Genomic DNA, 21,196 nt, shown 5'->3' on the forward strand with positions numbered 1-21,196 from the left:
ATAAATAAAGGGGAGGAAGAACAGATGAAAATTACGTCTTTTGATTTTTGGCAAAAGTTCGGGAAAGCGTTATTAGTTGTTGTAGCCGTAATGCCAGCAGCTGGTTTAATGATTTCCATCGGTAAGTTAATTGGTATGTCTGCTGGGGATGTTAACGCAGTTCATACAATCGCTCGCGTAATGGAAGACATCGGTTGGGCAATCATTACAAATCTACACATCTTATTCGCAGTAGCAATTGGGGGATCTTGGGCGAAGGATCGTGCAGGTGGTGCATTTGCAGCGCTATTAGCATTCGTCTTAACAAACCGAATTACAGGAGCTATATTTGGCGTAAACGCTCAAATGTTAGCGGATTCAAAAGCGACAGTTTCTTCAGTAATAGCAGGAGATTTACTTGTAAAAGATTACTTTACTTCTGTACTTGGTGCACCAGCATTAAACATGGGAGTTTTCGTGGGGATTATCACAGGTTTCTTAGGAGCTAATCTATATAACAAATATTATAACTATAATAAACTGCCACAGGCATTAGCATTCTTTAATGGAAAACGATTTGTACCATTCGTTGTAATTCTTTGGTCTACAGTTACTGCGATTGTATTATCACTTCTATGGCCATTCATCCAAAGTGGGTTAAATGAATTTGGTCGCTGGATTGCAGCTTCAAAAGATAGTGCACCAGTTGTTGCACCGTTTGTATATGGAACGTTAGAGCGTTTATTATTACCATTTGGTTTACACCATATGTTAACGATTCCGATGAACTATACAGAGCTAGGCGGAACATATACGATGCTAACTGGTTCAAAAGTTGGACAAGTTGTAGCAGGACAAGATCCATTATGGCTTGCATGGATTACAGATTTAAATAATTTATTAGCAAATGGAGATACGAAGGCATATAACGATTTATTAAATAACGTTGTACCAGCTCGTTTCAAAGCTGGACAAGTTATCGGCTCAACAGCAGCGTTAATGGGGATTGCATTTGCGATGTTCCGTAACGTTGATAAAGAAAAGCGTGCAAAATATAAACCAATGTTTTTATCAGCAGCATTAGCAGTATTCTTAACAGGTGTAACAGAACCAATTGAATTCATGTTCATGTTTATTGCTCCAGTATTATATGTTGTATATGCTATTACAACAGGACTTGCATTCGCGCTAGCTGATTTAATTAACTTACGTGTTCATGCATTCGGATTTATTGAGTTAATTACTCGTACACCAATGATGGTTAACGCAGGTTTAACAAGAGACTTAATCAACTTTGTTATTGTTTCATTAGTGTTCTTCGGTCTTAACTTTTCACTATTTAATTTCTTAATTAAAAAATTCAACTTACCAACACCAGGGCGTGCAGGTAACTATATAGATAATGAAGATGAGGCATCAGAAGGAACAGGAAATGTACAAGATGGTTCATTAGCAACAAAAGTTATCGATTTATTAGGTGGAAAAGAAAATATTGCTGACGTAGATGCTTGTATGACACGCTTACGTGTAACAGTAAAAGACTTAGATGTTGTTGCACCAGAAGCACAGTGGAAACAAAATGGTGCTTTAGGGCTTATTGTAAAAGATAAAGGTGTACAAGCAGTATATGGTCCGAAAGCTGACGTATTAAAGTCAGACATTCAAGATATGTTAGGTGCGTAATAATATGAAATTGCTAACTTTAAACTGTCATTCTTGGCAAGAAGAGAATCAAATAGAAAAGATAAAATACCTTGCTAAAGTAATTCAAGAAGAAGAGTACGATGTCATCGCATTGCAAGAAGTAAGTCAGTCCATACAAGCTGAAAATGTATGCGGTAACAAGAAAAAAGATAATTTTGGACTTTTACTATTAGAAGAGTTAAAAGCACTACATGTAAAAGATTACAATATTACTTGGGATTTCTCTCATATTGGTTATGACGTGTACGAAGAAGGATTAGCGATTATAACGAAGCATAATATTATAAAAGAAGATACGTTCTTTATTTCAGAAAACGAGGATACAACGTATTGGAAAACGCGTAAAATTGTAAGTACAACAATTGCTTATAATGGTAAAGATATAACGTTTTACTCTTGCCATCTCGGTTGGTGGAATGATGAAGAAGAGTCATTCAAAGGGCAAGTTGATCGTTTGATGGAGCGTGTAGATAGTAATAAGCTCGCCTTCTTAATGGGGGATTTTAATAACAATGCTCGCTTGGAAGGCGAAGGTTATGAGTATATGATGCAAAAAGGGTTGTATGACACATATGAATTAGCAATAGAGAATGATGAAGGAACGACTGTCCAAGGCGAGATTGCTGGTTGGGATGAAAATAAACATAATTTGCGAATCGATCTAATATTGTGTAACCAAAGTAAAAAAGTTCATTCTTCAAAAGTTATTTTTAATGGTACAAACAGAAATGTAATTTCAGATCATTTCGGTGTAGAGGTTCAATTGGATATATAATAGAAGAAATCCTCACAGAGAATAAAAGCTGTGAGGATTTTTTTTAGGAATACAAGTATTTCCAAGAGAAAATACTTGTATTTTTTATGACATTTCATATATATTTGTTATTATTGAATGTAAAACCGATTTGGTCATTTTGTATTCATACTTTGACTCACTTCGTTATATAATAAAGTAAGTGAAAGTTAATGGGAAAAAATAGTACGTTTTTGGTTAATACACGATGTAGAAAGTGATATAATTGCAAAATGCATGTATCATTTTCTAAAGAAGGAAAAATATATAATTAGGTGATAACTTCTATGAAACAGATTTGGCGTATTTATAAGACAGATTTACGGAATGTAGCCAAACATTGGGCTGCAATTGTTATTGTTTTAGGATTAATGATTTTACCATCGTTATATGCATGGTTTAACATTAAAGCTTCTTGGGATCCGTATGGAAATACAAAAGAGGTTCCCATTGCAGTTTCTAACCAAGATGCAGGTTCTAATTTAAGAGGGAAAGATATTAATATCGGGAAAGAGATTGTAGACTCCCTTAAGAAAAACAAAAATCTTGGCTGGAAATTTGTAGATGAAAAACAAGCGATTTACGGAGTTGAGCGTGGGGATTATTATGCAAGTATTACGATTCCAAAAGACTTCTCTGAAAAAATTGCAACTGTTCTGGATGAAAATCCCAAAAAACCAGAACTGGATTACTATGTGAATGAAAAAGTAAACGCGATTGCACCGAAGATTACAGCAAAAGGTGCATCAGGTATTACAGAAGAAATTAGTAAAAACTTTGTAAAAACAGCAAACGGTGAGATTTTTAAAATTTTCAATGACCTTGGAATCGATTTAGAAACAAACTTACCAAGTATCGAAAAAGTAAAAGATCTTGTATTTAAGTTAGAAGCGCAGTTCCCAGAAATGAATACACTTATGGATAAGGCATTAGATGATGCAACTCGAGCAGAAGATGTTGTGAAAGTAGCGCAAAAAGAGTTGCCAGTTGTAGAGAGTGTTATGAATGATGGGCAAGAAGCGTTAGGGAATTTAGATAAATTCTTTGCGAGAAATGATGAAACATTGAATCGTGCTCCGGGAACTATTAAGAATAATTTAATGGTAATGCAAAAAGGTTTAGATGGTGCGGCGGCAATTACGGATTTCTTAAAGAATCCATCATTGGATTTCAATCTGGCACTTCCAGATCCAGCTAAATTCCCAGTGTTGCCTAATATAACTATTCCGCAAGTACCACAAATACCAGAAATTCCAGCGTTACCGCAAGTGAATGGTGAGGGGTATAAAAACATTGCTAAAAATATTAATCAAACTGTAAATAATGTTTTTAGTTCAATACGTGTTGGAACAACTTATGCACAAGGCGTTATAAATGGGTTGCAAAATGGTAATTTTGATCCAGAAAAAGCGAAACAAGATCTTAATAAGGTTTCTGAGACGCTGCAAGGTCGAGCAGATAGTGTTTCATATTTAATTGATGTCTTTACTAAATTTAAAGAGTCTGCATCAACTGATTTTGGAAAAGAATTCTTCCAAAAGAGAATAGAAAGATTAACAAATCTTAAATCAGCTATTGAAAATGCAAATGGTGGCGTTAAAGATATTGCCAATATTATTGGTACAGGGCAAGAAGTGAAGCAAGATGTAAGAGATGCTGCTAATAAAAAATTGGATACAATAAATAACTTGGTAAATCAAGCAGAAGCAGATTATAATGCGACGTTTGTAGCAGATTTCGAAAAAGCAGTAAGCACAGCTGAGCAATTGAAAAACAAAGCTGAGAATGTAAAAGAAGATGCGCAGCAACTAAGAGGTAATTTAAATCAAGATATCAAAAAGGCAAATGAGTTAGTAAACCAAACAAATGAAGCGTTAGACAATGGTAGAGAGAAATATGATAAAGCTGTAAATGATTACAGCAGATTAAAAACAGAGCTTGAAAAAGCAAGAGAAGACTTAAGTAACAAAGGTGTTAACGGATTAGATTCTACAAAAGTAGCCTTAAATGATTTGAATGGGCAGTTCAAATCAAGTTGGAATTTAGTTAATGACATGATTCCAGTTCTGGAAAGTACAAATAAAGTGTTAGCTGATGTGAATAGTGATAAAAACCTTAATGGTACAATTTCTAAGTTAAATAAAGCAAAAGATGGTTTGCAAAAAGGAATGGATTTAACTGATAAAGGAATTGACGCTATTAATAAAGGTCAAAAACCAGCAGCTGATGTTATTGAAAGTATTAATCAAGTGTCTAAAAGTGTTTCGGGCCAAATTGGTGACATTTTAGCTAAATATGACTCAGAAATCACTCCAAATTTCAATGCAGCAATTGCTCGCACAAAAGAGATGTCTAAAAATACATCTCAAATTTTAAAAGAGGCAGACAAAAAGCTTCCAGATGTTAAAAAATTACTAGAAGATTCATCAAAAGGTTTAGTAGATGGTAAAAAGAAATTAGCAGACATTAAAGCTGAAATGCCAGCTACTGAGAAAAAGATTAAAGAATTAGCAGATAAAATTCGTGATTTTGAATCTGAAGAGGATTTAAAAGACATTATACGCTTATTGAAAAATGATGTTGAAAAGCAAAGTGATTACTTTGCGAATCCAGTAAATTTAAAAGAAAATAAATTATTTGCGATGCCGAACTACGGTTCAGCGATGTCACCATTCTATACAGTGCTTGCATTATGGGTAGGCGCATTATTAATGGTTTCATTATTAACGGTAGAAGTACACGAAGAGGGCGCGAATTATAAGAGCCATGAAATTTACTTCGGACGTTTATTAACATTCTTAACGATAGGTCTTTCACAAGCGTTTATCGTATCGATGGGAGATATATTCTTACTCGGTACGTACGTAGTCGATAAGTTCTGGTTTGTGTTATTTAGTTTATTTATTGGTGGAGTCTTCGTTTGTATCGTATACTCACTCGTTTCTATTTTCGGAAACGTTGGGAAATCGATGGCGATTATTTTACTTGTACTACAAGTAGCAGGATCGGGCGGAACATTCCCAATCCAAATGACACCAGCGTTCTTCCAAGCGATTTATCCGTTCTTACCATTCACATACGCAATTAGCGCAATTCGTGAAACAGTTGGTGGAATGCTTTGGGATATCGTAACGCGAGATTTACTTGTGTTAAGTGCTTTCGTAGTAGTTATGATTGTTGCTGCGTTATTACTGAAAACACCAATTAACAAATCAAGTGAAAAATTTGTTGAGAATGCAAAAGGAAGTAAAATCATTCACTAAAATAAAAGGTTCCTACCGATAGAGGTAGGAACCTTTTTGTTTAATCAAATTTTAATTTTTTTAATGCTTCTGTTTGGTGATTCTTAAACTAGTTATGTCAATTATGGCTGATATATAAGGTGATCCTTACTGCTCTTCTTGAAAACTGTGGTATATTAAACGGTATATAGTTAGTAAAGGAGTTTGAATAAATGGCAAAGAGTGTAGTAATTGCTGAGAAACCATCAGTTGCACGTGATATAGCAAAAGTATTAAAGTGTACAAAAAAAGGTAATGGATTTTTAGAAGGTGACAAATACATCGTGACTTGGGCTCTGGGGCATTTAGTGACGCTTGCAGATCCTGAGGCTTATGATAATAAGTATAAAACATGGAATCTTGAAGATCTTCCAATGCTTCCAGAACGTATGAAATTAGTTGTTATAAAGCAAACGGGAAAACAGTTTAATGCTGTGAAACATCAACTTACTCGAAATGACGTTAATGAGGTGATTGTGGCTACCGATGCAGGAAGAGAGGGTGAATTAGTCGCACGTTGGATAATTGAAAAAGCAAAAGTAAATAAACCAATTAAGCGTTTATGGATTTCTTCTGTAACAGATAAAGCAATTAAAGATGGTTTTGCAAATTTAAAACCAGGTAAAGTCTATGACAATTTATACGCTTCAGCAGTTGCACGTTCAGAAGCTGACTGGTATATCGGTCTTAATGCAACTCGCGCTTTAACAACTCGCTTTAATGCCCAGTTAAATTGCGGGCGTGTACAAACCCCTACTGTTGCTATGATCGCTAGTCGTGAGGATGAAATCAAGAACTTCAAAGCACAAACTTACTACGGCATCGAAGCTCAAACAATGGAGAAGCTCAAACTTACTTGGCAAGATGCAAATGGCAATAGCCGTAGTTTTAATAAAGAAAAAATCGATGGTATTGTAAAAAGTTTAGATAAACAAAATGCTACTGTTGTGGAAATTGATAAGAAACAGAAGAAGTCATTCTCTCCTGGTCTTTACGATTTAACTGAATTGCAACGTGATGCAAATAAAAAATTCGGTTACTCTGCGAAAGAAACATTAAATATTATGCAAAAATTGTATGAACAGCATAAAGTGCTAACGTACCCTCGTACAGATTCACGCTACATTTCATCTGATATCGTTGGAACACTTCCAGAACGTCTAAAAGCATGTGGTGTTGGAGAATACCGTCCCTTCGCACATAAAGTATTACAAAAGCCTATCAAACCTAACAAATCATTTGTTGATGATAGTAAAGTAAGCGATCATCATGCGATTATTCCAACAGAAGGATACGTTAACTTCTCAGCATTCACAGATAAAGAACGCAAAATTTATGATTTAGTTGTAAAACGTTTCTTAGCTGTTTTATTCCCAGCATTCGAATATGAGCAACTAACATTACGTACCAAAGTTGGTAGTGAAACGTTCATTGCACGCGGAAAAACGATTTTACATGCTGGTTGGAAGGAAGTATACGAAAATCGATTTGAAGACGATGATGTAACTGATGACGTAAAAGAGCAACTTTTACCTCGCATTGAAAAAGGCGATACATTAACTGTAAAGCTAATTATGCAAACATCAGGTCAAACGAAAGCACCTGCACGCTTTAACGAAGCGACTTTACTTTCAGCAATGGAGAATCCTACAAAATATATGGATACGCAAAATAAACAACTTGCTGATACGTTAAAATCGACTGGTGGATTAGGTACTGTAGCGACACGTGCCGATATTATCGACAAACTTTTCAATTCATTCTTAATTGAAAAACGTGGTAAAGATATTCATATTACTTCAAAAGGCCGTCAGTTACTTGATTTAGTACCAGAAGAGTTAAAATCGCCTACACTAACTGGTGAGTGGGAACAAAAGCTAGAGGCAATTGCAAAGGGTAAACTGAAAAAAGAAGTATTCATTTCCGAAATGAAGAACTATACGAAGGAAATTGTTTCTGAAATTAAATCGAGTGATAAAAAATATAAACATGACAACATTTCAACGAAGTCTTGTCCAGACTGTGGTAAACCAATGCTAGAGGTAAACGGCAAAAAAGGAAAAATGCTTGTATGCCAAGACCGTGAATGTGGACACCGTAAAAATGTATCTCGTACAACAAATGCTCGTTGCCCGCAATGTAAGAAGAAACTGGAATTACGTGGTGAAGGTGCAGGTCAAATCTTTGCATGTAAATGTGGCTATCGCGAGAAATTATCGACATTCCAAGAAAGACGTAAAAAAGAATCTGGAAATAAAGCTGATAAACGCGACGTTCAAAAATATATGAAACAACAGAAAAAAGAAGAAGAGCCATTAAACAACCCATTCGCAGAAGCTTTAAAGAAATTAAAGTTTGATTAAATGAATAAAAAGGAATTGTCTATCTAAAGTTTTGATGGGCAATTCTTTTTTGTTATGTACAATTTAAATTAACCAATATGGATGTAGCTTTTAAATAAAGTTGTACCATATTATCCCCTTCTATAAAGGGAGATTTTTATTAAAAAAACAAGGGATTCCTAAAGTGAAATTCCAATCATTGATACGGTATAGAAAAGAAAATTTGAGGAGTATTGCGGATTGTTCTTTCCCTCTTGTTGTGGAAAATGTAGTTCAAGAAAATTCAAAATGAATTATTTAAAATGGAATTTCACATATAACTGAACTGATATAGCATGTTAAATGTGTTAATTATAATATAAAATAATGCTTATGAATAAAAGAATATGAAGAAAAATATGAAAAAATTAGTGATTACCTCCAAATAATGAGAGCCGAATTTTCTTAGGATAGAAAATTCGGCTTATTTTATGTCGGAATTCGCACTGGGATCTCATATATATATGACGCTTGACATATATAAAAAACAAATGTAATATATAACTAACAAAAGTAAACTATAGTATTGGAGGGTTTTTAGATGCTTACCAAAGTTAAGCGGATTCGACTTGAAAAAGGTATGACACAAGGAGAATTAGCAAAATTGACAAATGTTAGCAGGCAAACAATAGGTTTAATTGAACAAGGCGCATATAATCCATCTTTAAATCTTTGTATTAAGATTTGTCAAACCCTTGGAGTTACTTTAAATGATTTGTTTTGGGAGGAGTTGTAATAATGAAAAATATCTTAGAAAAAATGTACTTAAGATTTATAAACAAAGTAAGCGAAAGAGATGAATATCAAATACAAGAAATAAACAAAGAGTTTGCTATTGCAGGGTTAATGTTATGGTATGTAAATATACTAGCTATGTTTATTATGCTAGTAGTTGATACTATTAATCACACCTTATCCATAGGAACTATAATTACCTTTGTGGTCAATATGCTTTACGCTAACTATCTAATGTGGAAATTAAAAAAGAAAAGATTGAATGATATAGAGTGCTCTACAAAAGAAGAATTTTTTAAAAAGAAAAAACAGATTAAAAAATCTAGTATTAGAGCGGGTTTGCTTTGGACCTTTGAAATGTTTATATTAATGTGTTATGTTTTTCCTTATTTAAGCTCAGGAAAAATATCAGTTTCTTTCTCTGATATTATTATATGGGTTTGTGCAGGCCTATTCTTTGGTTCTAGCATGTATGTAATTTCATTATTTAATTTGAAAAAGTTATATTAGTTGAAATTAGAATATAAGTGAAATATGGTCTATAGAATTAAACCCTTCTTTCTGTAAATTCTAAAATTGGATAACATATATTTTAAGCATACCATTAGAAGGTAAGAAATTTTATACATATTACAATTGCTAGTTCTAGCTTATATAAATTAAAAGCGATTAAATTAAAAACCTAATTTAATCGCTTTTTTCATTCTAATCATTATTAGATATATAATTTATTAGCAACCACCAACGCCGCCAGCAATGCCGCCAGCTAAAGCGCCTACTCCGCCGCCATAAATTACAGCAGGACCAAATTCCCAAGTGTATCCAGCTCCTGTTAGGAATCCGCTAACTGCGCCAGAAGCGATGCCTGCTACACATTTACCAGCTCCACCAGCTGAAATTTCTAAAAGTTCTTTTTCTGTAAGTGTCTCTAAGTTCATAATATGATTCTCCTTTTATTTTTTATTAGCAACTACCAATTCCGCCAGCAACGCCGCCAGCTAAAGCGCCTACTCCGCCGCCATAAATTACAGCGGGGCCAAATTCCCAAGTGTAGCTAGCGCCATTCAGGAATCCTAATGCTGCGCCAGAAGCGATGCCTGCTACACATTTACCAGCTCCACCAGCTGAAATTTCTAAAAGTTCTTTTTCTGTAAGTGTCTCTAAGTTCATAATATGATTCTCCTTTTATTTTTTATTAGCAACCAGCAATTCCGCCAGCAACGCCGCCAGCTAAAGCGCCTACTCCGCCGCCATAAATTACAGCAGGACCAAATTCCCAAGTGTAGCTAGCTCCTGTTAGGAATCCACCAACTGCGCCAGAAGCGATACCTGCTACACATTTACCAGCCCCACCAGCTGAAATTTCTAAAAGTTCTTTTTCTGTAAGTAATTCTAATTTCATAATGATTCATACCCCTTATTATTATGTTTTTGATTATTACACGTAATTAATTAGTTAATAGTATAAAAATGTTATTATTAAAATTTCTTAATCGCGATATAACAATCACGGGTTTTATAATAACACTTATTTCCAGGAAAGGTAGACAATATGCAAAATTACATATTGTCTATTTTTTTATTATATTTAGATATAATATTTAACTTGTTATATTTAAATATAAAGGAAATGAGGCTGCGATTTTGTTCAAAAAAGAGTTTTTTTGTATTAGGCAACAGGATTTAAAAGATTGTGGTCCAGCATGTTTAGCGATGATTTCTCGCCATTATGGGTTTACTACTTCTATTTCAAAGATTAGAGAAGTGGCTGGTACAGATTTAGCGGGAACAAATATTAAAGGTTTGATGGAGGCTGGTGAAAAACTAGGGTTTGAAGTAAAAGCTGTAAAAGCAACAAAACCCGAAGATTTAAAAGAAATTCCATTACCTTCAATTGCTCATGTTGTAGTCAATGGTGGTTTGTTACACTATGTAGTAATTCATAAGGTTAAAGATAATAAAATTTATATTGCTGATCCAGAAAAGGGATTGGTTACGTACTTGTTAGAAGAATTCTGTCAAATTTGGACAGGTATTCTTGTATTAATGTCTCCTGGACAAAATTTTCAAAAAGGAAAAGAATCAAAGGGAACATTTTCACGATTTCTTGTATTATTAAAACAACAAAAAAGTTTATTAATACCATTGTTTTTTGCTTCTATTTTCTTTAATTTATTTGGGTTATTGGGAGCATTTTATTTTAAATTTTTAATTGATGATATCGTGGCGAATCAATTGATACAGACACTTCATATTGTATCAATTGGAATTATTATATTGTATATATTTAAGATACTGCTTTCTTATTTTCGTACTCATTTAATCTTATATTTAAGTAGGAGAATAGATATTCATTTAATGCTTGGGTATTATCGTCATGTTGTAGGATTACCAATGAATTTCTTTGAAACAAGAAAAGTGGGCGAAATTATTTCTCGATTTATGGACGCAAGTAAAATACGCGATGCTTTGTCAACCATAACAGTTACTTTAATGATTGATACATTAATGGTTACAATAGGAGCTGTTTTGTTATATGTCCATAGTCCTATTTTATTTGGTGTGACTTTATTAATAATACCTTTCTATATTGGTATTATTTTTGCCTTCCATAAGCCGTATCAATCTATTAATCGCAAAGAAATGGAAAGTAATGCAAAATTAAATTCCTATTTAGTAGAATCTTTAAATGGAATTGCAACTGTAAAGTCTTATAACGCAGAAAAAGAAGTGTTTTTTCAAACTGAAAGTCGTTTTATTAATCTATTAAGGCATGTATTTAAAAGAGGAATGCTATCCAATTTACAAGGTTCTATTAAAATGGGACTTGAATTAATTGGTGGAACTATCATCCTTTGGGTTGGTTCCATACAAGTATTAAAAGGGAATATGACGATAGGTGAGTTAATTACATATAATGCACTTTTAGTATATTTTTTAAATCCAATTGAAAATTTGATTGGTATTCAGCCTACCATGCAATCTGCACTAGTCGCTGGAGAACGATTAAATGAAATTTTTGATTTAGATCAAGAAAAGAGTGAAAAAGAGGATAATAAAGTATCTCCTAAAAAATTATCAGGTAAAATACAATGTTCAAATGTTACATTTCGTTATGGAACACGTAAAAATGTACTAAATAACATAAGTTTTTCAATTGAGTCAGGTAGTCAAGTAGCATTTGTAGGAGAGAGTGGATCAGGTAAAACAACCATTTCAAAACTATTAATGCATTATTATGAATCTCAGCAAGGAAATATATATTATGATGATTATCATATCAAAGAGATAAGCCGTACTGCATTACGTGATCGAATTGCATATGTCTCTCAAGAGTCATTCTTCTTTAGTGCTTCTATTTATGAAAATTTATGTTTTGGTTTAGCACGACCAGTTACTCTAGAAGAGGTTATAGACGTATGTAAGCAAGCTTGTATACATGAGTTTATCGGTGAATTACCGTTACGTTATGAAACTCTCTTAGAAGAAAATGCGTCCAATTTATCTGGTGGACAAAGACAACGTTTAGCAATTGCAAGAGCGTTATTAAAAAAACCAGATATCTTAATTTTAGATGAAGCGACAAGTAATTTAGATTCTACAACGGAAAAACATATTACGGATATGTTAAAGGAGTTGGGATTACAAGGAGTTACTGTAATTATGATTGCGCATCGATTAAGTACAATACAGCATGCAAATCAAATTTTCGTGATGGAACAAGGAAATATTAAAGAGCAAGGCGCCCATGAAGAATTATTATTCCATAAAGGAGAGTATTACCGTTTGTGGAAGAATCAAACTGTTCATATAGAACACATAGAATCTCAATCTTATGTAATGCGAGGTGTTCAAGATGAGTAAGCTTTATTCGTTTGATCAACTAACTGATAGTAAGGAATTATTAGAAAGAAAACCACCTCGTTTTATTGCTGGATTACTTGTTTTTCTTTTGATGAGCTTATTTGTTTTCTTAATCTGGGCTTATGTCAGTAAGATAGATATTGTAAGTAAGGGAACGGCAATGATACAAGGAAAATCAGATGCAAGTGTGTCTCGTACTCAAATTGTAGGTGTGGTTGATACAGTTGCTGTTAAGCCTGGTGATGAAGTGAAAAAAGGAAATATTTTAATTCAATTAAAAAATCAGGAATTAACAGATAAACAAAATCAGATGAATCAAATTGTGGAACATTTAGAAAAACAAAAAGGGATGTTAGAACAGTTGAAAGAGAGTATCCAGTCTCATAAATCTTCTTTTCTTGATGATGTGGATAAAAAAATAAGAGAAGAATATCAGGCTTATGATCAAAGATATCAATCTATACAAAATGAAAAAGACAATGAAATAAAAACAATAGAAAATAGTAAAATTTCAAGCGAACAAGATGAAGTTTTACAAGGATTAATTGCAGAAAACGAAAATATCCAAAGAGAAATAGACATAATTGAAAAACAAAAAACAAAAGAAAATATATTAGAAGAACAAAAACAAGTAATGGATGATAAAAAAGAAAATTTAGAATCCCAAAAAAATAGTGTAGAAAAGCGTATTCAACAACGAAAAGAAACTTTAGAGCATGAAAGAACAAAAGTGGATGTTACTAAAGAAGGAAAGCAAGAACAAAAGAAAGATGCTTTAAAACAATATAAAGAAGAATCTATGATTTCAGTGAATCAACGTATTCAATCCCTAGAACAAGAACTATTTATTAAAAAGCAAGAGTTAGATGGACTGCGTCATCAAAATGAAACGACAATTATAAAAGCACAAAAAGACGGGATTGTACAATTTCCTGCCATCTTACAACAAGGGGATTTAATTAATCCTGGCCAAGAAATTGTTTCGATTATCCCAAAAGAAGACCAAAAAAAAGTAAGAATCTTATTACCAGCTCAAGAGATAAAAGGAATAAAAAAAGGAGATAAAGTACAATATTCGTTTAAGTTACAGAAAACGGATAAACAAATGGGGCAAATAACATATGTATCAGCATATCCTACTTTTGATAAAAATACTAAAGGGTATATGTATGAACTAGAAGCCACAATTGATACAAAAGATTTACAAGAACTACATACAGGAATGGTTGGTAGAGCTTCTGTCATTACAGGAGAAGAAACGGTATGGAAATTTATTTTAAGAAAATTAGATTTTATTTCTAATTGAAATAGTTAAAAATAGATTCATATAAGGAGACAGAATTAAGTATGAAAAAGTATTTTTCTATTATAATCATGTTAATTTTATTAATAAGTTCTTTTCCTTTATCGGTTACATATGCAAAGGAAAAAAACATCAATTTAAGCAATATTGAGCAAATGACTAGTGTTTTTAATGATAATATTAATCTAGGAGAAAAAATTAGCTATATTAGAAATAGTGATTTGAATAATTGGTCAGTTAAAGAAATGAATCAGGCCCTAGATAAAATAGATAATTTAAATCTGAGTATAATGGAACGAGCAAGTTTAAAGAGAGAGGTAATACGTTCTTCAGGATTTTCTAATTTTGATTTTAAAGAAACAAATTCGGATGTATTAGCATTTAAGGAATTAAAAATAGAAATTATAGAGACTGATCAGCTACTTACTTTATATAGAAGAAGCAAGGCTGGTGAACCGGAATCTAAATATGGTCTTGGCTATTGGTGGGGAGATAAAGAAAGAAATATTGAAGAAACTAGAAATGAGTTAGCCGTATTAGAAGCTTGGGGGAATCCGCTTAATATACAATATAAAATCACGGTACCTAAAGGAACGAGAATACTTAAAGGATTTACAGCTTCGCAAACTCAATATCTTAAAGGTACAAGTATAGTTCAAGAATATAGAGAAGGTGGAGCTATGCAATACTGGATTAATAAGATAGATAACAGTTGGTTACAATAAAATTTATTAGGAGGATAGCATGACAAATCATCATGAATTTATAAGTTTAGCTCTAGATTGTGAGCGTATTATAAAACAAAATATCCCTAGTAATCCCGACGATGCTAAAAGATATCATTTAATGCTAAACGAACTTAAAGGGTTAAGAATGACCATAAAATTAAACCAATTAAATGACAAGTTATATTATTTATCAATTACACAAATGCTTGAGAAAAATGATCCGAAAAAAGTATTACAAGCTGTTTTAAAACTTAATACATTTTATTGTAACTACTATCAAAATTTATAAATTTACTACCATAATAAACTTGAGCCTATATTCTTTCAAATAACATAGCTCATGGTGGCAGGCACTCGAAAGGGTGCCTTTTCTTTAGGGAAAATACACCTAATAAGAAAGCTAGTCTTAACGTACAATTTTCTTTTTATGTGCAATTATAAATATATTAGATATCATTGTTAAATGAAGGATGAAAGGTGTTTTAGAATTTATGTGCAGATATATTTTATAGAGATAAGTCGATGTCTGTTGCTACAATAATTTCATTTACATCTTTTCTAAGTAGCTGACTTTTTACAGCATTAAATTGTTTACCAGTTTGTTTAATAACCGTTAATTTCAAACGCTCAGGTAGCATCGGTAAATCTTCTAAATTCCACTTTTTATATTTCACATCATAACTTTCTGGATCTGCTAATGTAACGAGATGACCTAAAGCCCAAGTTACAATATATTTACTACCCTCAAGATAGCCGTTTCCTTTTTTATCACACTTCAGTACACGAGCAATATCTCGTGCAACGGAAGGTTTTTCAGCGATTACAACGCTTTTTGACATATTAAAAACATCCTTTCAAATTTCCATAAGTTAAATATAGCATACATCTTCTTGAGATTCAGTTTCGCTCCATATTTGATCGGTTTTTAATGGAGGGAACAAAATCCCAACTAATTAAAGTTTCACTTTATCAGTTGCTTCTATATTAAATAGAAAAAGTAAAGAACTTGTTATTTTACTAGAATAAGAGTAGACTTTGAAGTAGATGAATAAGAAACACATGGGAGTTTGTGGATACAAACTGAGAGTATGGCTACTAGTCCGTCATTGACCATTTGAACCTGTTGGATAATGCCAGCGTAGGGAGAGTGTAAAAGCACATATTCAGGCACTTTGCGTACGCGCAAAGTGCCTTTTTGTGTATCTCCCATCATTATAGTTAGGAGATGAAAAGGATGAATATGAAAGAAATTAGTAAAGTAGTGGATTTGGTGAGAGAATCTAATCCGCTCGTTCATAATATTACAAATGTTGTTGTAACAAATTTTACTGCTAACGGTTTGTTGGCACTTGGGGCATCGCCTGTAATGGCGTATGCAAAAGAAGAAGTAGCAGAAATGGCTAGCATTGCTGGAGCTTTAGTATTAAATATGGGAACACTTCGTCCTGAGGAAGTAGAAGCGATGTTACTTGCTGGTAAATCAGCAAATGTGAACAATGTGCCAGTACTATTTGATCCAGTTGGTGCAGGAGCAACTTCGTATCGAACAGAAGTTGCGAGACATATTCCAGCCGAAATAGATTTAGCAATTATCCGCGGCAATGCGGCTGAAATAGCAAACGTTATTAATGAGAAATGGGAAATTAAAGGGGTAGACGCTGGTACTGGAAATGGCAATGTTGTAAGTATTGCAAGGCAGGCAGCAGACGAATTAAATACAGTTGCGGTTATTACTGGAAAAGAAGATGTTGTTACAGATGGAGAGAGAACTATTGTTATTCGAAACGGTCACCCTATTTTAACGAAAGTTACGGGAACAGGTTGTTTACTAACGTCTGTAATAGGAGCATTTGTAGCAGTGGAAAAAGATTATGTAAAAGCAGCAGTAGCAGCATTAACGTTTTATGGTGTAGCTTCGGAACTGGCAGCTGCTAAGACCGTGGAAAAGGGACCTGGTAGTTTCCAAATTGAATTTTTAAATCAGTTAGCGAATACTACTGCTGGTGATATTGAGAAGTATGGAAAGATTGAGGAGTTAGAGTAAGGGGGATGAAACATACGATGCGCATTGAAACAAAGAAAATGTCTAAGTTATTACAAGTGTATTTTATTATGGGAAGCAATAACTGCACGAAGGATCCTTTAGCTGTATTGAAAGAAGCGTTAGATGGTGGAGTGACACTTTTTCAGTTTCGCGAGAAGGGGGAAGGTTCTTTAATCGGAGAAGATAGAGTGCGCTTTGCAAAAGAATTGCAGACGCTTTGTAAGGAATATAGTGTTCCTTTCATTGTAAATGATGATGTAGAATTAGCCATTGAATTAGATGCAGATGGTGTTCATGTAGGACAAGATGATGAAGGAATTACATCTGTTCGTGAAAAAATGGGAGATAAAATTATCGGCGTATCTGCTCATACAATTGAAGAAGCACGCTTTGCAATCGAAAATGGAGCAGATTATTTAGGCGTTGGACCTATTTTCACAACGAGTACGAAAAAAGATACGAAAGCGGTTCAAGGAACGAAAGGATTAGCTTATTTTAGAGAACAAGGAATTACAGTGCCGATCGTTGGTATTGGTGGGATTACAATTGAAAATACAGCAGCAGTTATAGAAGCGGGTGCGGACGGTGTTTCAGTTATTTCAGCAATTAGTTTAGCTGAATCTGCGTATGAAAGTACGAGAAAATTAGCTGAAGAAGTAAAGAGAAGTTTGTAGGGAAGGACGTGTAGTATTTTAAGTGCTACATGGAGAAATGGACTGCCCAAAATTTTAAACAAACGTTTGATTAAAAAAGCACAAACCTTTTTAAATAAGGGTTTGTGCTTTTTCTTTAAAACATAATAGAAATTAAAAGCATTCCAATGCCGATAGAAGTAAATGTTGCGATTAAACCTGGAATCATAAAGCTATGATTTAATACGTATTTACCGATACCTGTTGTACCAGTACGGTCAAAGTTAATGGCAGCAACGATTGTTCCATAGTTTGGAATGAAGAAATATCCGTTTACTGCAGGGAACATTGCAATCAGTAGTGCTGGTGGAATACCAAGGGATAGTCCAAGTGGCATTAAGGCACGTACTGTTGCTGCTTGGCTGTACAGTAAAATAGATAGAATGAATAGCGCGATGGCAAATAGCCAAGGTGCACTTGTTACTAAATGCTGAATAGATCCTTGAATCATATTTAAGTTTCCGTTAAAGAAAGTATCTCCCATCCAAGCGATACCGAAAATAGCAACAACTGCTGTTGCCCCTGCTTTAAAGACGTTACCAGACACAATGCTTTCTACATTTGGTTTACAGAAAATAATAATAAGAGCCGCGATAGTTAACATAACCATCTCAATTGTGTTCGGCATGGAAAGGCGAGCTAACTTCCCATCGACTATCCATCCTGGACGAAGTGCTTCAAATGAACCAAGAAGTACAACAAGGAAGGTTCCTACAAGGAAAAGGATAACTGATAATTTTGCGCCCTTTACACCTACAAATTCTTTTTTCTCTTCAAGCTTAGGAATCATTCCTTCTTTTAATCGTTTTAAGTATTCAGGGTCCTCACTTAATTCTTTTCCCATCTTACTAGCAACGAATGCTGCTAACATACAAGCAATGAAAGTGGAGGGAATACTCACTTTTAAAATATCTAATAAAGTGATTTTATAGTCAGCTAACATTGCTAAAAGAGCAACTGTGGCAGCTGAAATTGGACTAGCTGTAATTGCTTGTTGAGAAGCGATTACGGCAATCGACATTGGGCGTTCCGGTCTAATCCCTGATTCACGAGAGACTTCTGCAATAACAGGAAGTACAGAATAGGCAACGTGACCAGTGCCTGCACATAGTGTGAATAAATAAGTAACAATTGGAGCAAAAAAAGTAATACGCTTTGGATTTTTTCGTAATGCCTTTTCAGCTAGATGAACAAGATAGTCCATTCCTCCAGCAGCTTGCAAAGCACCAGCAGCTGTAATTACTGCCAAAATCATAAGCATTACATCGATAGGAGGCGCGGTTGGTTGTAAGTGGAAGACAAAAACGAGTATTGCCATACCAACTCCACCCATTACTCCTAAACCAACTCCGCCTAGGCGTGCACCAATAAAAATACAGAGTAACAAGGTAAGAAATTGTAGCCAAAACATGATAAACTACCTCCGAAATTCATTAGTTAAGATATATTCGAATAGTTTAATTTGAATGAAAATTAAATAAATACCCGAAGAAATCCTTGTTGTTTATACATTTTTTATTATATAACACAAAAAAAGTAACATTCACGTACTTTTTGAAATTATTTTGAAAAAGCAATGCATTAAAAATTTGTATTTATATCTCTAAATAAGTAGACATTTTGATTTATATGTTGTAATCTTTGAAAGAGAATAAATTAATTCTCATAGAACTCCCATATCGTTCAACTCGTTCAGCGAGAAAGGCAAACTGATGGAAACATGAGGACGCAAAACTACAGGAGCTAAGGTCGAAAGGCTATGCTAGCCAGTTACCGGACGGATAGGGTTGGTCTTGGCCAATGCTTTTACATTGGCTTTTTTTTATTCTCGAACATATTGAGAAACATTTTCAAACAAAATATTCATATATTTTGTTTTTTTGTTTATGTTAATTAAGGAAGGTGGATATTAATGAAAAAATATTGGCATAAGTTATCGTTCCTTCAAAAGAACGTCTTATTAACCGTATTAGTTATTTTGACACTTGTTGGAAGTATGGGTGCACTAAGTTTCAACATGTTTCAAAATAGTATGATGTCTTTATTTGAAAGGCAGTCTATTGAAACAGGAGAAATAGTATTGAAAAAATTGGATGTAGAATTAGTTAGAGACATGGCGAAAGATCCTACAGCCGAAAAAGTGAAAAAAGAAAAGTTAACAGAGAAATTAGATGAAGTGTCAAAAGAATTGAAAAGTGTTGGACAAACGTATGTTACAGGAGCAAAGCCGAATGAAAAGCGAGAATTACAACTCGTTGGTTTGACTACAGAGTTAACAAAAGCGTTCCCTATAAAGCCGGGAGATTATTATGAACAACCCGCTCATTGGATGAAGGCATACGATAAAGTCATTGATACGAAAAAGGCCCAAATGACAGAAGTATATGAAGATGAAATAGGTTCGTGGGTGACAATATTAGAACCAATTACAGATGGAGAAAATAATATTGTTGCAATTATTGCGGCTGACTTAGATGCTTCCATTGTTCCTATTACAAAAGAGAAGTTTATGATACAGGGCTTACTCTTTATCATTATTTCATTAGCAATTGCGACTATTACTCAATTCTTTATCGTGCGTCACTCGTTAGCTCCATTAAAAGATTTACGAGAAGGGTTACGTAAAATTGGTGAAGGTGACTTAAGTATTAAATTAAAAGAAAGACCAGATGATATTGGAATTATTAATGTTTATTTCAATAACACGATTGAAAAATTTAAAGGGATTATAGATAAAGTAAGGCAAACTGCTGAGCAAGTTTCTTCTTCTTCACAAGAATTGTCGGCGAGTACAGAGGAAAACAGCATGGCAGTTCAAGAGATTGCAAGTTCTATTGAAGGTTTAAGAGTAGGGGCACAGTCTCAAAAAACTTCAGTACAACAATGTTTAGGGATTGTACATGGAATGGAAGATAAGGTAGAAGAGATAACTGGGGCTGCGAAACAAGTTGCGGTTGCTTCTGAAGGTATGGAGCAACATTCAATTGAAGGTAATGAAGTGATTGGACAAATTATTAATCAAATGAGTTTAATTCAAAATGCAGTACAAGATTTATCTTCCATCATTTATTCGTTAGAAACAAGGTCAAAAGAAATTAGTGATATCGTAACTGTAATTACAGGTATTTCAAATCAAACAAATTTATTAGCTTTAAATGCTTCTATTGAGGCTTCACGTGCTGGAGCAGCGGGGAGAGGGTTTGCAGTTGTTGCTGATGAAGTACGAAAATTAGCAGAACAAACGGAAGCGTCTGCTAAAGATATAGCGAAATTAATTGGTGAAACACAAGCTGAGACAGAAGATGCTGTAGTTTCAATGCAAAAAGGTTCAAAAGAAGTAGAAACTGGAATTTCACTTGTTCAAAGTAGTGGGAATTTCTTTGAAAAAATCTCCAAATCAGCGCAATCTGTTACAGATCAAGTAAAAGCTGTTTCGGGTAATTCGAGTGACATTTTACAAAATAGCCAGAATATCGTTCAAGTCGTAAATGAATTATCACATATTGCAAACACTTATGCCAACAGCAGTAGTAATGTTGAAGAAAGCATGAAAGAGCAAGAAATATCAGTACAAGATATTGCAGAATTAGCGACTTCTTTAAGTTGGCTTTCTCAGGAATTACAAGAGCTTATTGGTGAGTTTAAAAGCGAATAAGGAGAAAGTTCAATTCTAATCAAAGGGGATATCTCCG

At 33.8% G+C, this 21,196-nt stretch carries 17 protein-coding genes, 1 pseudogene and 2 riboswitches; of the genes and pseudogenes, 13 read left to right on the top strand and 5 right to left on the bottom strand.

The features are described 5' to 3' along the window. Positions 1–24 precede the first annotated feature (24 nt). The 6 genes from AC3EMB_RS02220 to AC3EMB_RS02245 all read left to right on the top strand — a co-directional run bounded on the left by AC3EMB_RS02220 (position 25) and on the right by AC3EMB_RS02245 (position 9,383). A complete protein-coding gene (locus tag AC3EMB_RS02220) occupies positions 25–1,662 on the top strand; it encodes a PTS transporter subunit IIBC (RefSeq protein ID WP_098125808.1) in 1,638 nt (545 codons plus the stop codon). Between the two features lie 4 nt (positions 1,663–1,666). Beyond that, the gene (locus tag AC3EMB_RS02225) at positions 1,667–2,458 is read left to right on the top strand and encodes an endonuclease/exonuclease/phosphatase family protein (RefSeq protein WP_098125809.1); all 792 of its coding nucleotides are present in this window, start codon (positions 1,667–1,669) and stop codon (positions 2,456–2,458) included. A gap of 305 nt (positions 2,459–2,763) precedes the next feature. Further along, positions 2,764–5,739, top strand: a complete 2,976-nt coding sequence (locus tag AC3EMB_RS02230; RefSeq protein WP_488517433.1) for a YhgE/Pip family protein — start codon at positions 2,764–2,766, stop codon at positions 5,737–5,739. A gap of 191 nt (positions 5,740–5,930) precedes the next feature. Continuing rightward, a complete protein-coding gene (gene topB, locus AC3EMB_RS02235; protein WP_488517434.1) occupies positions 5,931–8,120 on the top strand; it encodes a DNA topoisomerase III in 2,190 nt (729 codons plus the stop codon). A 559-nt stretch (positions 8,121–8,679) separates the two neighbouring features. After that, the gene (locus AC3EMB_RS02240) at positions 8,680–8,874 is read left to right on the top strand and encodes a helix-turn-helix transcriptional regulator (RefSeq protein ID WP_000956454.1); all 195 of its coding nucleotides are present in this window, start codon (positions 8,680–8,682) and stop codon (positions 8,872–8,874) included. A 2-nt stretch (positions 8,875–8,876) separates the two neighbouring features. After that, positions 8,877–9,383, top strand: coding sequence for a DUF3278 domain-containing protein (locus AC3EMB_RS02245; protein WP_080786528.1), 507 nt, complete (start codon positions 8,877–8,879; stop codon positions 9,381–9,383). A gap of 221 nt (positions 9,384–9,604) precedes the next feature. Here AC3EMB_RS02245 and AC3EMB_RS02250 read toward each other — a convergent pair whose 3' ends face one another. From AC3EMB_RS02250 to AC3EMB_RS02260, 3 genes are read right to left on the bottom strand one after another with little or no spacing between them, the layout of a single operon-like run. After that, positions 9,605–9,811: a Blp family class II bacteriocin gene (locus AC3EMB_RS02250; protein WP_044784124.1), complete on the bottom strand. Its 207-nt coding sequence runs from the start codon at positions 9,809–9,811 to the stop codon at positions 9,605–9,607. 25 nt (positions 9,812–9,836) lie between these two features. Then, positions 9,837–10,043 carry a Blp family class II bacteriocin gene (locus tag AC3EMB_RS02255; RefSeq protein WP_001047700.1) on the bottom strand — a complete coding sequence of 69 codons (207 nt, stop codon included), beginning with the start codon at positions 10,041–10,043 and terminating at the stop codon, positions 9,837–9,839. Between the two features lie 25 nt (positions 10,044–10,068). Then, positions 10,069–10,275 carry a Blp family class II bacteriocin gene (locus AC3EMB_RS02260; RefSeq protein WP_044784121.1) on the bottom strand — a complete coding sequence of 69 codons (207 nt, stop codon included), beginning with the start codon at positions 10,273–10,275 and terminating at the stop codon, positions 10,069–10,071. 242 nt (positions 10,276–10,517) lie between these two features. Between AC3EMB_RS02260 and AC3EMB_RS02265 the strand changes: the two genes are divergently transcribed. From AC3EMB_RS02265 to AC3EMB_RS02280, 4 genes are read left to right on the top strand one after another with little or no spacing between them, the layout of a single operon-like run. After that, positions 10,518–12,737 carry a peptidase domain-containing ABC transporter gene (locus AC3EMB_RS02265; protein ID WP_488517435.1) on the top strand — a complete coding sequence of 740 codons (2,220 nt, stop codon included), beginning with the start codon at positions 10,518–10,520 and terminating at the stop codon, positions 12,735–12,737. Beyond that, entirely contained in the window at positions 12,730–14,043 is a 1,314-nt protein-coding gene (locus AC3EMB_RS02270) for an HlyD family efflux transporter periplasmic adaptor subunit (RefSeq protein ID WP_326293667.1), read from the top strand. The genes AC3EMB_RS02265 and AC3EMB_RS02270 overlap by 8 nt, the downstream gene beginning before the upstream one ends. Positions 14,044–14,084: 41 nt before the next feature. Further along, positions 14,085–14,765 (top strand): autotransporter, encoded by a 681-nt coding sequence (locus AC3EMB_RS02275; protein WP_488517436.1) that lies wholly within the window; start codon positions 14,085–14,087, stop codon positions 14,763–14,765. A 19-nt stretch (positions 14,766–14,784) separates the two neighbouring features. Continuing rightward, a complete protein-coding gene (locus tag AC3EMB_RS02280) occupies positions 14,785–15,057 on the top strand; it encodes a hypothetical protein (RefSeq protein ID WP_137013139.1) in 273 nt (90 codons plus the stop codon). Positions 15,058–15,292: 235 nt separating this feature from the next. Here AC3EMB_RS02280 and AC3EMB_RS02285 read toward each other — a convergent pair. After that, positions 15,293–15,607 (bottom strand): annotated as a pseudogene (locus tag AC3EMB_RS02285) (toprim domain-containing protein); the annotation flags it as partial. A gap of 210 nt (positions 15,608–15,817) precedes the next feature. Further along, positions 15,818–15,930: riboswitch (TPP riboswitch) on the top strand. 72 nt (positions 15,931–16,002) lie between these two features. Here AC3EMB_RS02285 and thiM point away from each other — a divergent pair. Both thiM and thiE read left to right on the top strand, forming a co-directional pair. Next, positions 16,003–16,812: a hydroxyethylthiazole kinase gene (thiM, locus tag AC3EMB_RS02290; RefSeq protein WP_001056105.1), complete on the top strand. Its 810-nt coding sequence runs from the start codon at positions 16,003–16,005 to the stop codon at positions 16,810–16,812. 17 nt (positions 16,813–16,829) lie between these two features. Continuing rightward, positions 16,830–17,486 carry a thiamine phosphate synthase gene (thiE, locus tag AC3EMB_RS02295; protein WP_488192531.1) on the top strand — a complete coding sequence of 219 codons (657 nt, stop codon included), beginning with the start codon at positions 16,830–16,832 and terminating at the stop codon, positions 17,484–17,486. A 115-nt stretch (positions 17,487–17,601) separates the two neighbouring features. Here the strand turns inward: thiE and AC3EMB_RS02300 are convergent, their stop codons facing one another. After that, the gene (locus AC3EMB_RS02300; protein WP_064532153.1) at positions 17,602–18,915 is read right to left on the bottom strand and encodes an anaerobic C4-dicarboxylate transporter family protein; all 1,314 of its coding nucleotides are present in this window, start codon (positions 18,913–18,915) and stop codon (positions 17,602–17,604) included. A 282-nt stretch (positions 18,916–19,197) separates the two neighbouring features. Next, positions 19,198–19,282, top strand: a riboswitch (cyclic di-GMP riboswitch). 134 nt (positions 19,283–19,416) lie between these two features. On the opposite strand from AC3EMB_RS02300, the gene AC3EMB_RS02305 reads away from it, so the two are divergent. Beyond that, positions 19,417–21,159 carry a methyl-accepting chemotaxis protein gene (locus tag AC3EMB_RS02305; RefSeq protein ID WP_000761077.1) on the top strand — a complete coding sequence of 581 codons (1,743 nt, stop codon included), beginning with the start codon at positions 19,417–19,419 and terminating at the stop codon, positions 21,157–21,159. The last annotated feature ends 37 nt before the right edge of the window (positions 21,160–21,196 follow it).

This window comes from Bacillus sp. LQ16, assembly GCF_057784645.1.

What these genes read in the sequence shown, in the direction of transcription:
- thiE (WP_488192531.1), top strand. Translation starts at nt 16,830, where the DNA reads ATGCGCATTGAAACAAAGAAAATGTCTAAGTTATTACAAGTGTATTTT.
- AC3EMB_RS02270 (WP_326293667.1), top strand. Translation starts at nt 12,730, where the DNA reads ATGAGTAAGCTTTATTCGTTTGATCAACTAACTGATAGTAAGGAATTA.
- thiM (WP_001056105.1), top strand. Translation starts at nt 16,003, where the DNA reads ATGAATATGAAAGAAATTAGTAAAGTAGTGGATTTGGTGAGAGAATCT.
- AC3EMB_RS02230 (WP_488517433.1), top strand. Translation starts at nt 2,764, where the DNA reads ATGAAACAGATTTGGCGTATTTATAAGACAGATTTACGGAATGTAGCC.
- AC3EMB_RS02280 (WP_137013139.1), top strand. Translation starts at nt 14,785, where the DNA reads ATGACAAATCATCATGAATTTATAAGTTTAGCTCTAGATTGTGAGCGT.
- AC3EMB_RS02220 (WP_098125808.1), top strand. Translation starts at nt 25, where the DNA reads ATGAAAATTACGTCTTTTGATTTTTGGCAAAAGTTCGGGAAAGCGTTA.
- AC3EMB_RS02225 (WP_098125809.1), top strand. Translation starts at nt 1,667, where the DNA reads ATGAAATTGCTAACTTTAAACTGTCATTCTTGGCAAGAAGAGAATCAA.
- topB (WP_488517434.1), top strand. Translation starts at nt 5,931, where the DNA reads ATGGCAAAGAGTGTAGTAATTGCTGAGAAACCATCAGTTGCACGTGAT.
- AC3EMB_RS02255 (WP_001047700.1), bottom strand. Translation starts at nt 10,043, where the DNA reads ATGAACTTAGAGACACTTACAGAAAAAGAACTTTTAGAAATTTCAGCT.
- AC3EMB_RS02275 (WP_488517436.1), top strand. Translation starts at nt 14,085, where the DNA reads ATGAAAAAGTATTTTTCTATTATAATCATGTTAATTTTATTAATAAGT.
- AC3EMB_RS02300 (WP_064532153.1), bottom strand. Translation starts at nt 18,915, where the DNA reads ATGTTTTGGCTACAATTTCTTACCTTGTTACTCTGTATTTTTATTGGT.
- AC3EMB_RS02240 (WP_000956454.1), top strand. Translation starts at nt 8,680, where the DNA reads ATGCTTACCAAAGTTAAGCGGATTCGACTTGAAAAAGGTATGACACAA.
- AC3EMB_RS02260 (WP_044784121.1), bottom strand. Translation starts at nt 10,275, where the DNA reads ATGAAATTAGAATTACTTACAGAAAAAGAACTTTTAGAAATTTCAGCT.
- AC3EMB_RS02245 (WP_080786528.1), top strand. Translation starts at nt 8,877, where the DNA reads ATGAAAAATATCTTAGAAAAAATGTACTTAAGATTTATAAACAAAGTA.
- AC3EMB_RS02250 (WP_044784124.1), bottom strand. Translation starts at nt 9,811, where the DNA reads ATGAACTTAGAGACACTTACAGAAAAAGAACTTTTAGAAATTTCAGCT.
- AC3EMB_RS02305 (WP_000761077.1), top strand. Translation starts at nt 19,417, where the DNA reads ATGAAAAAATATTGGCATAAGTTATCGTTCCTTCAAAAGAACGTCTTA.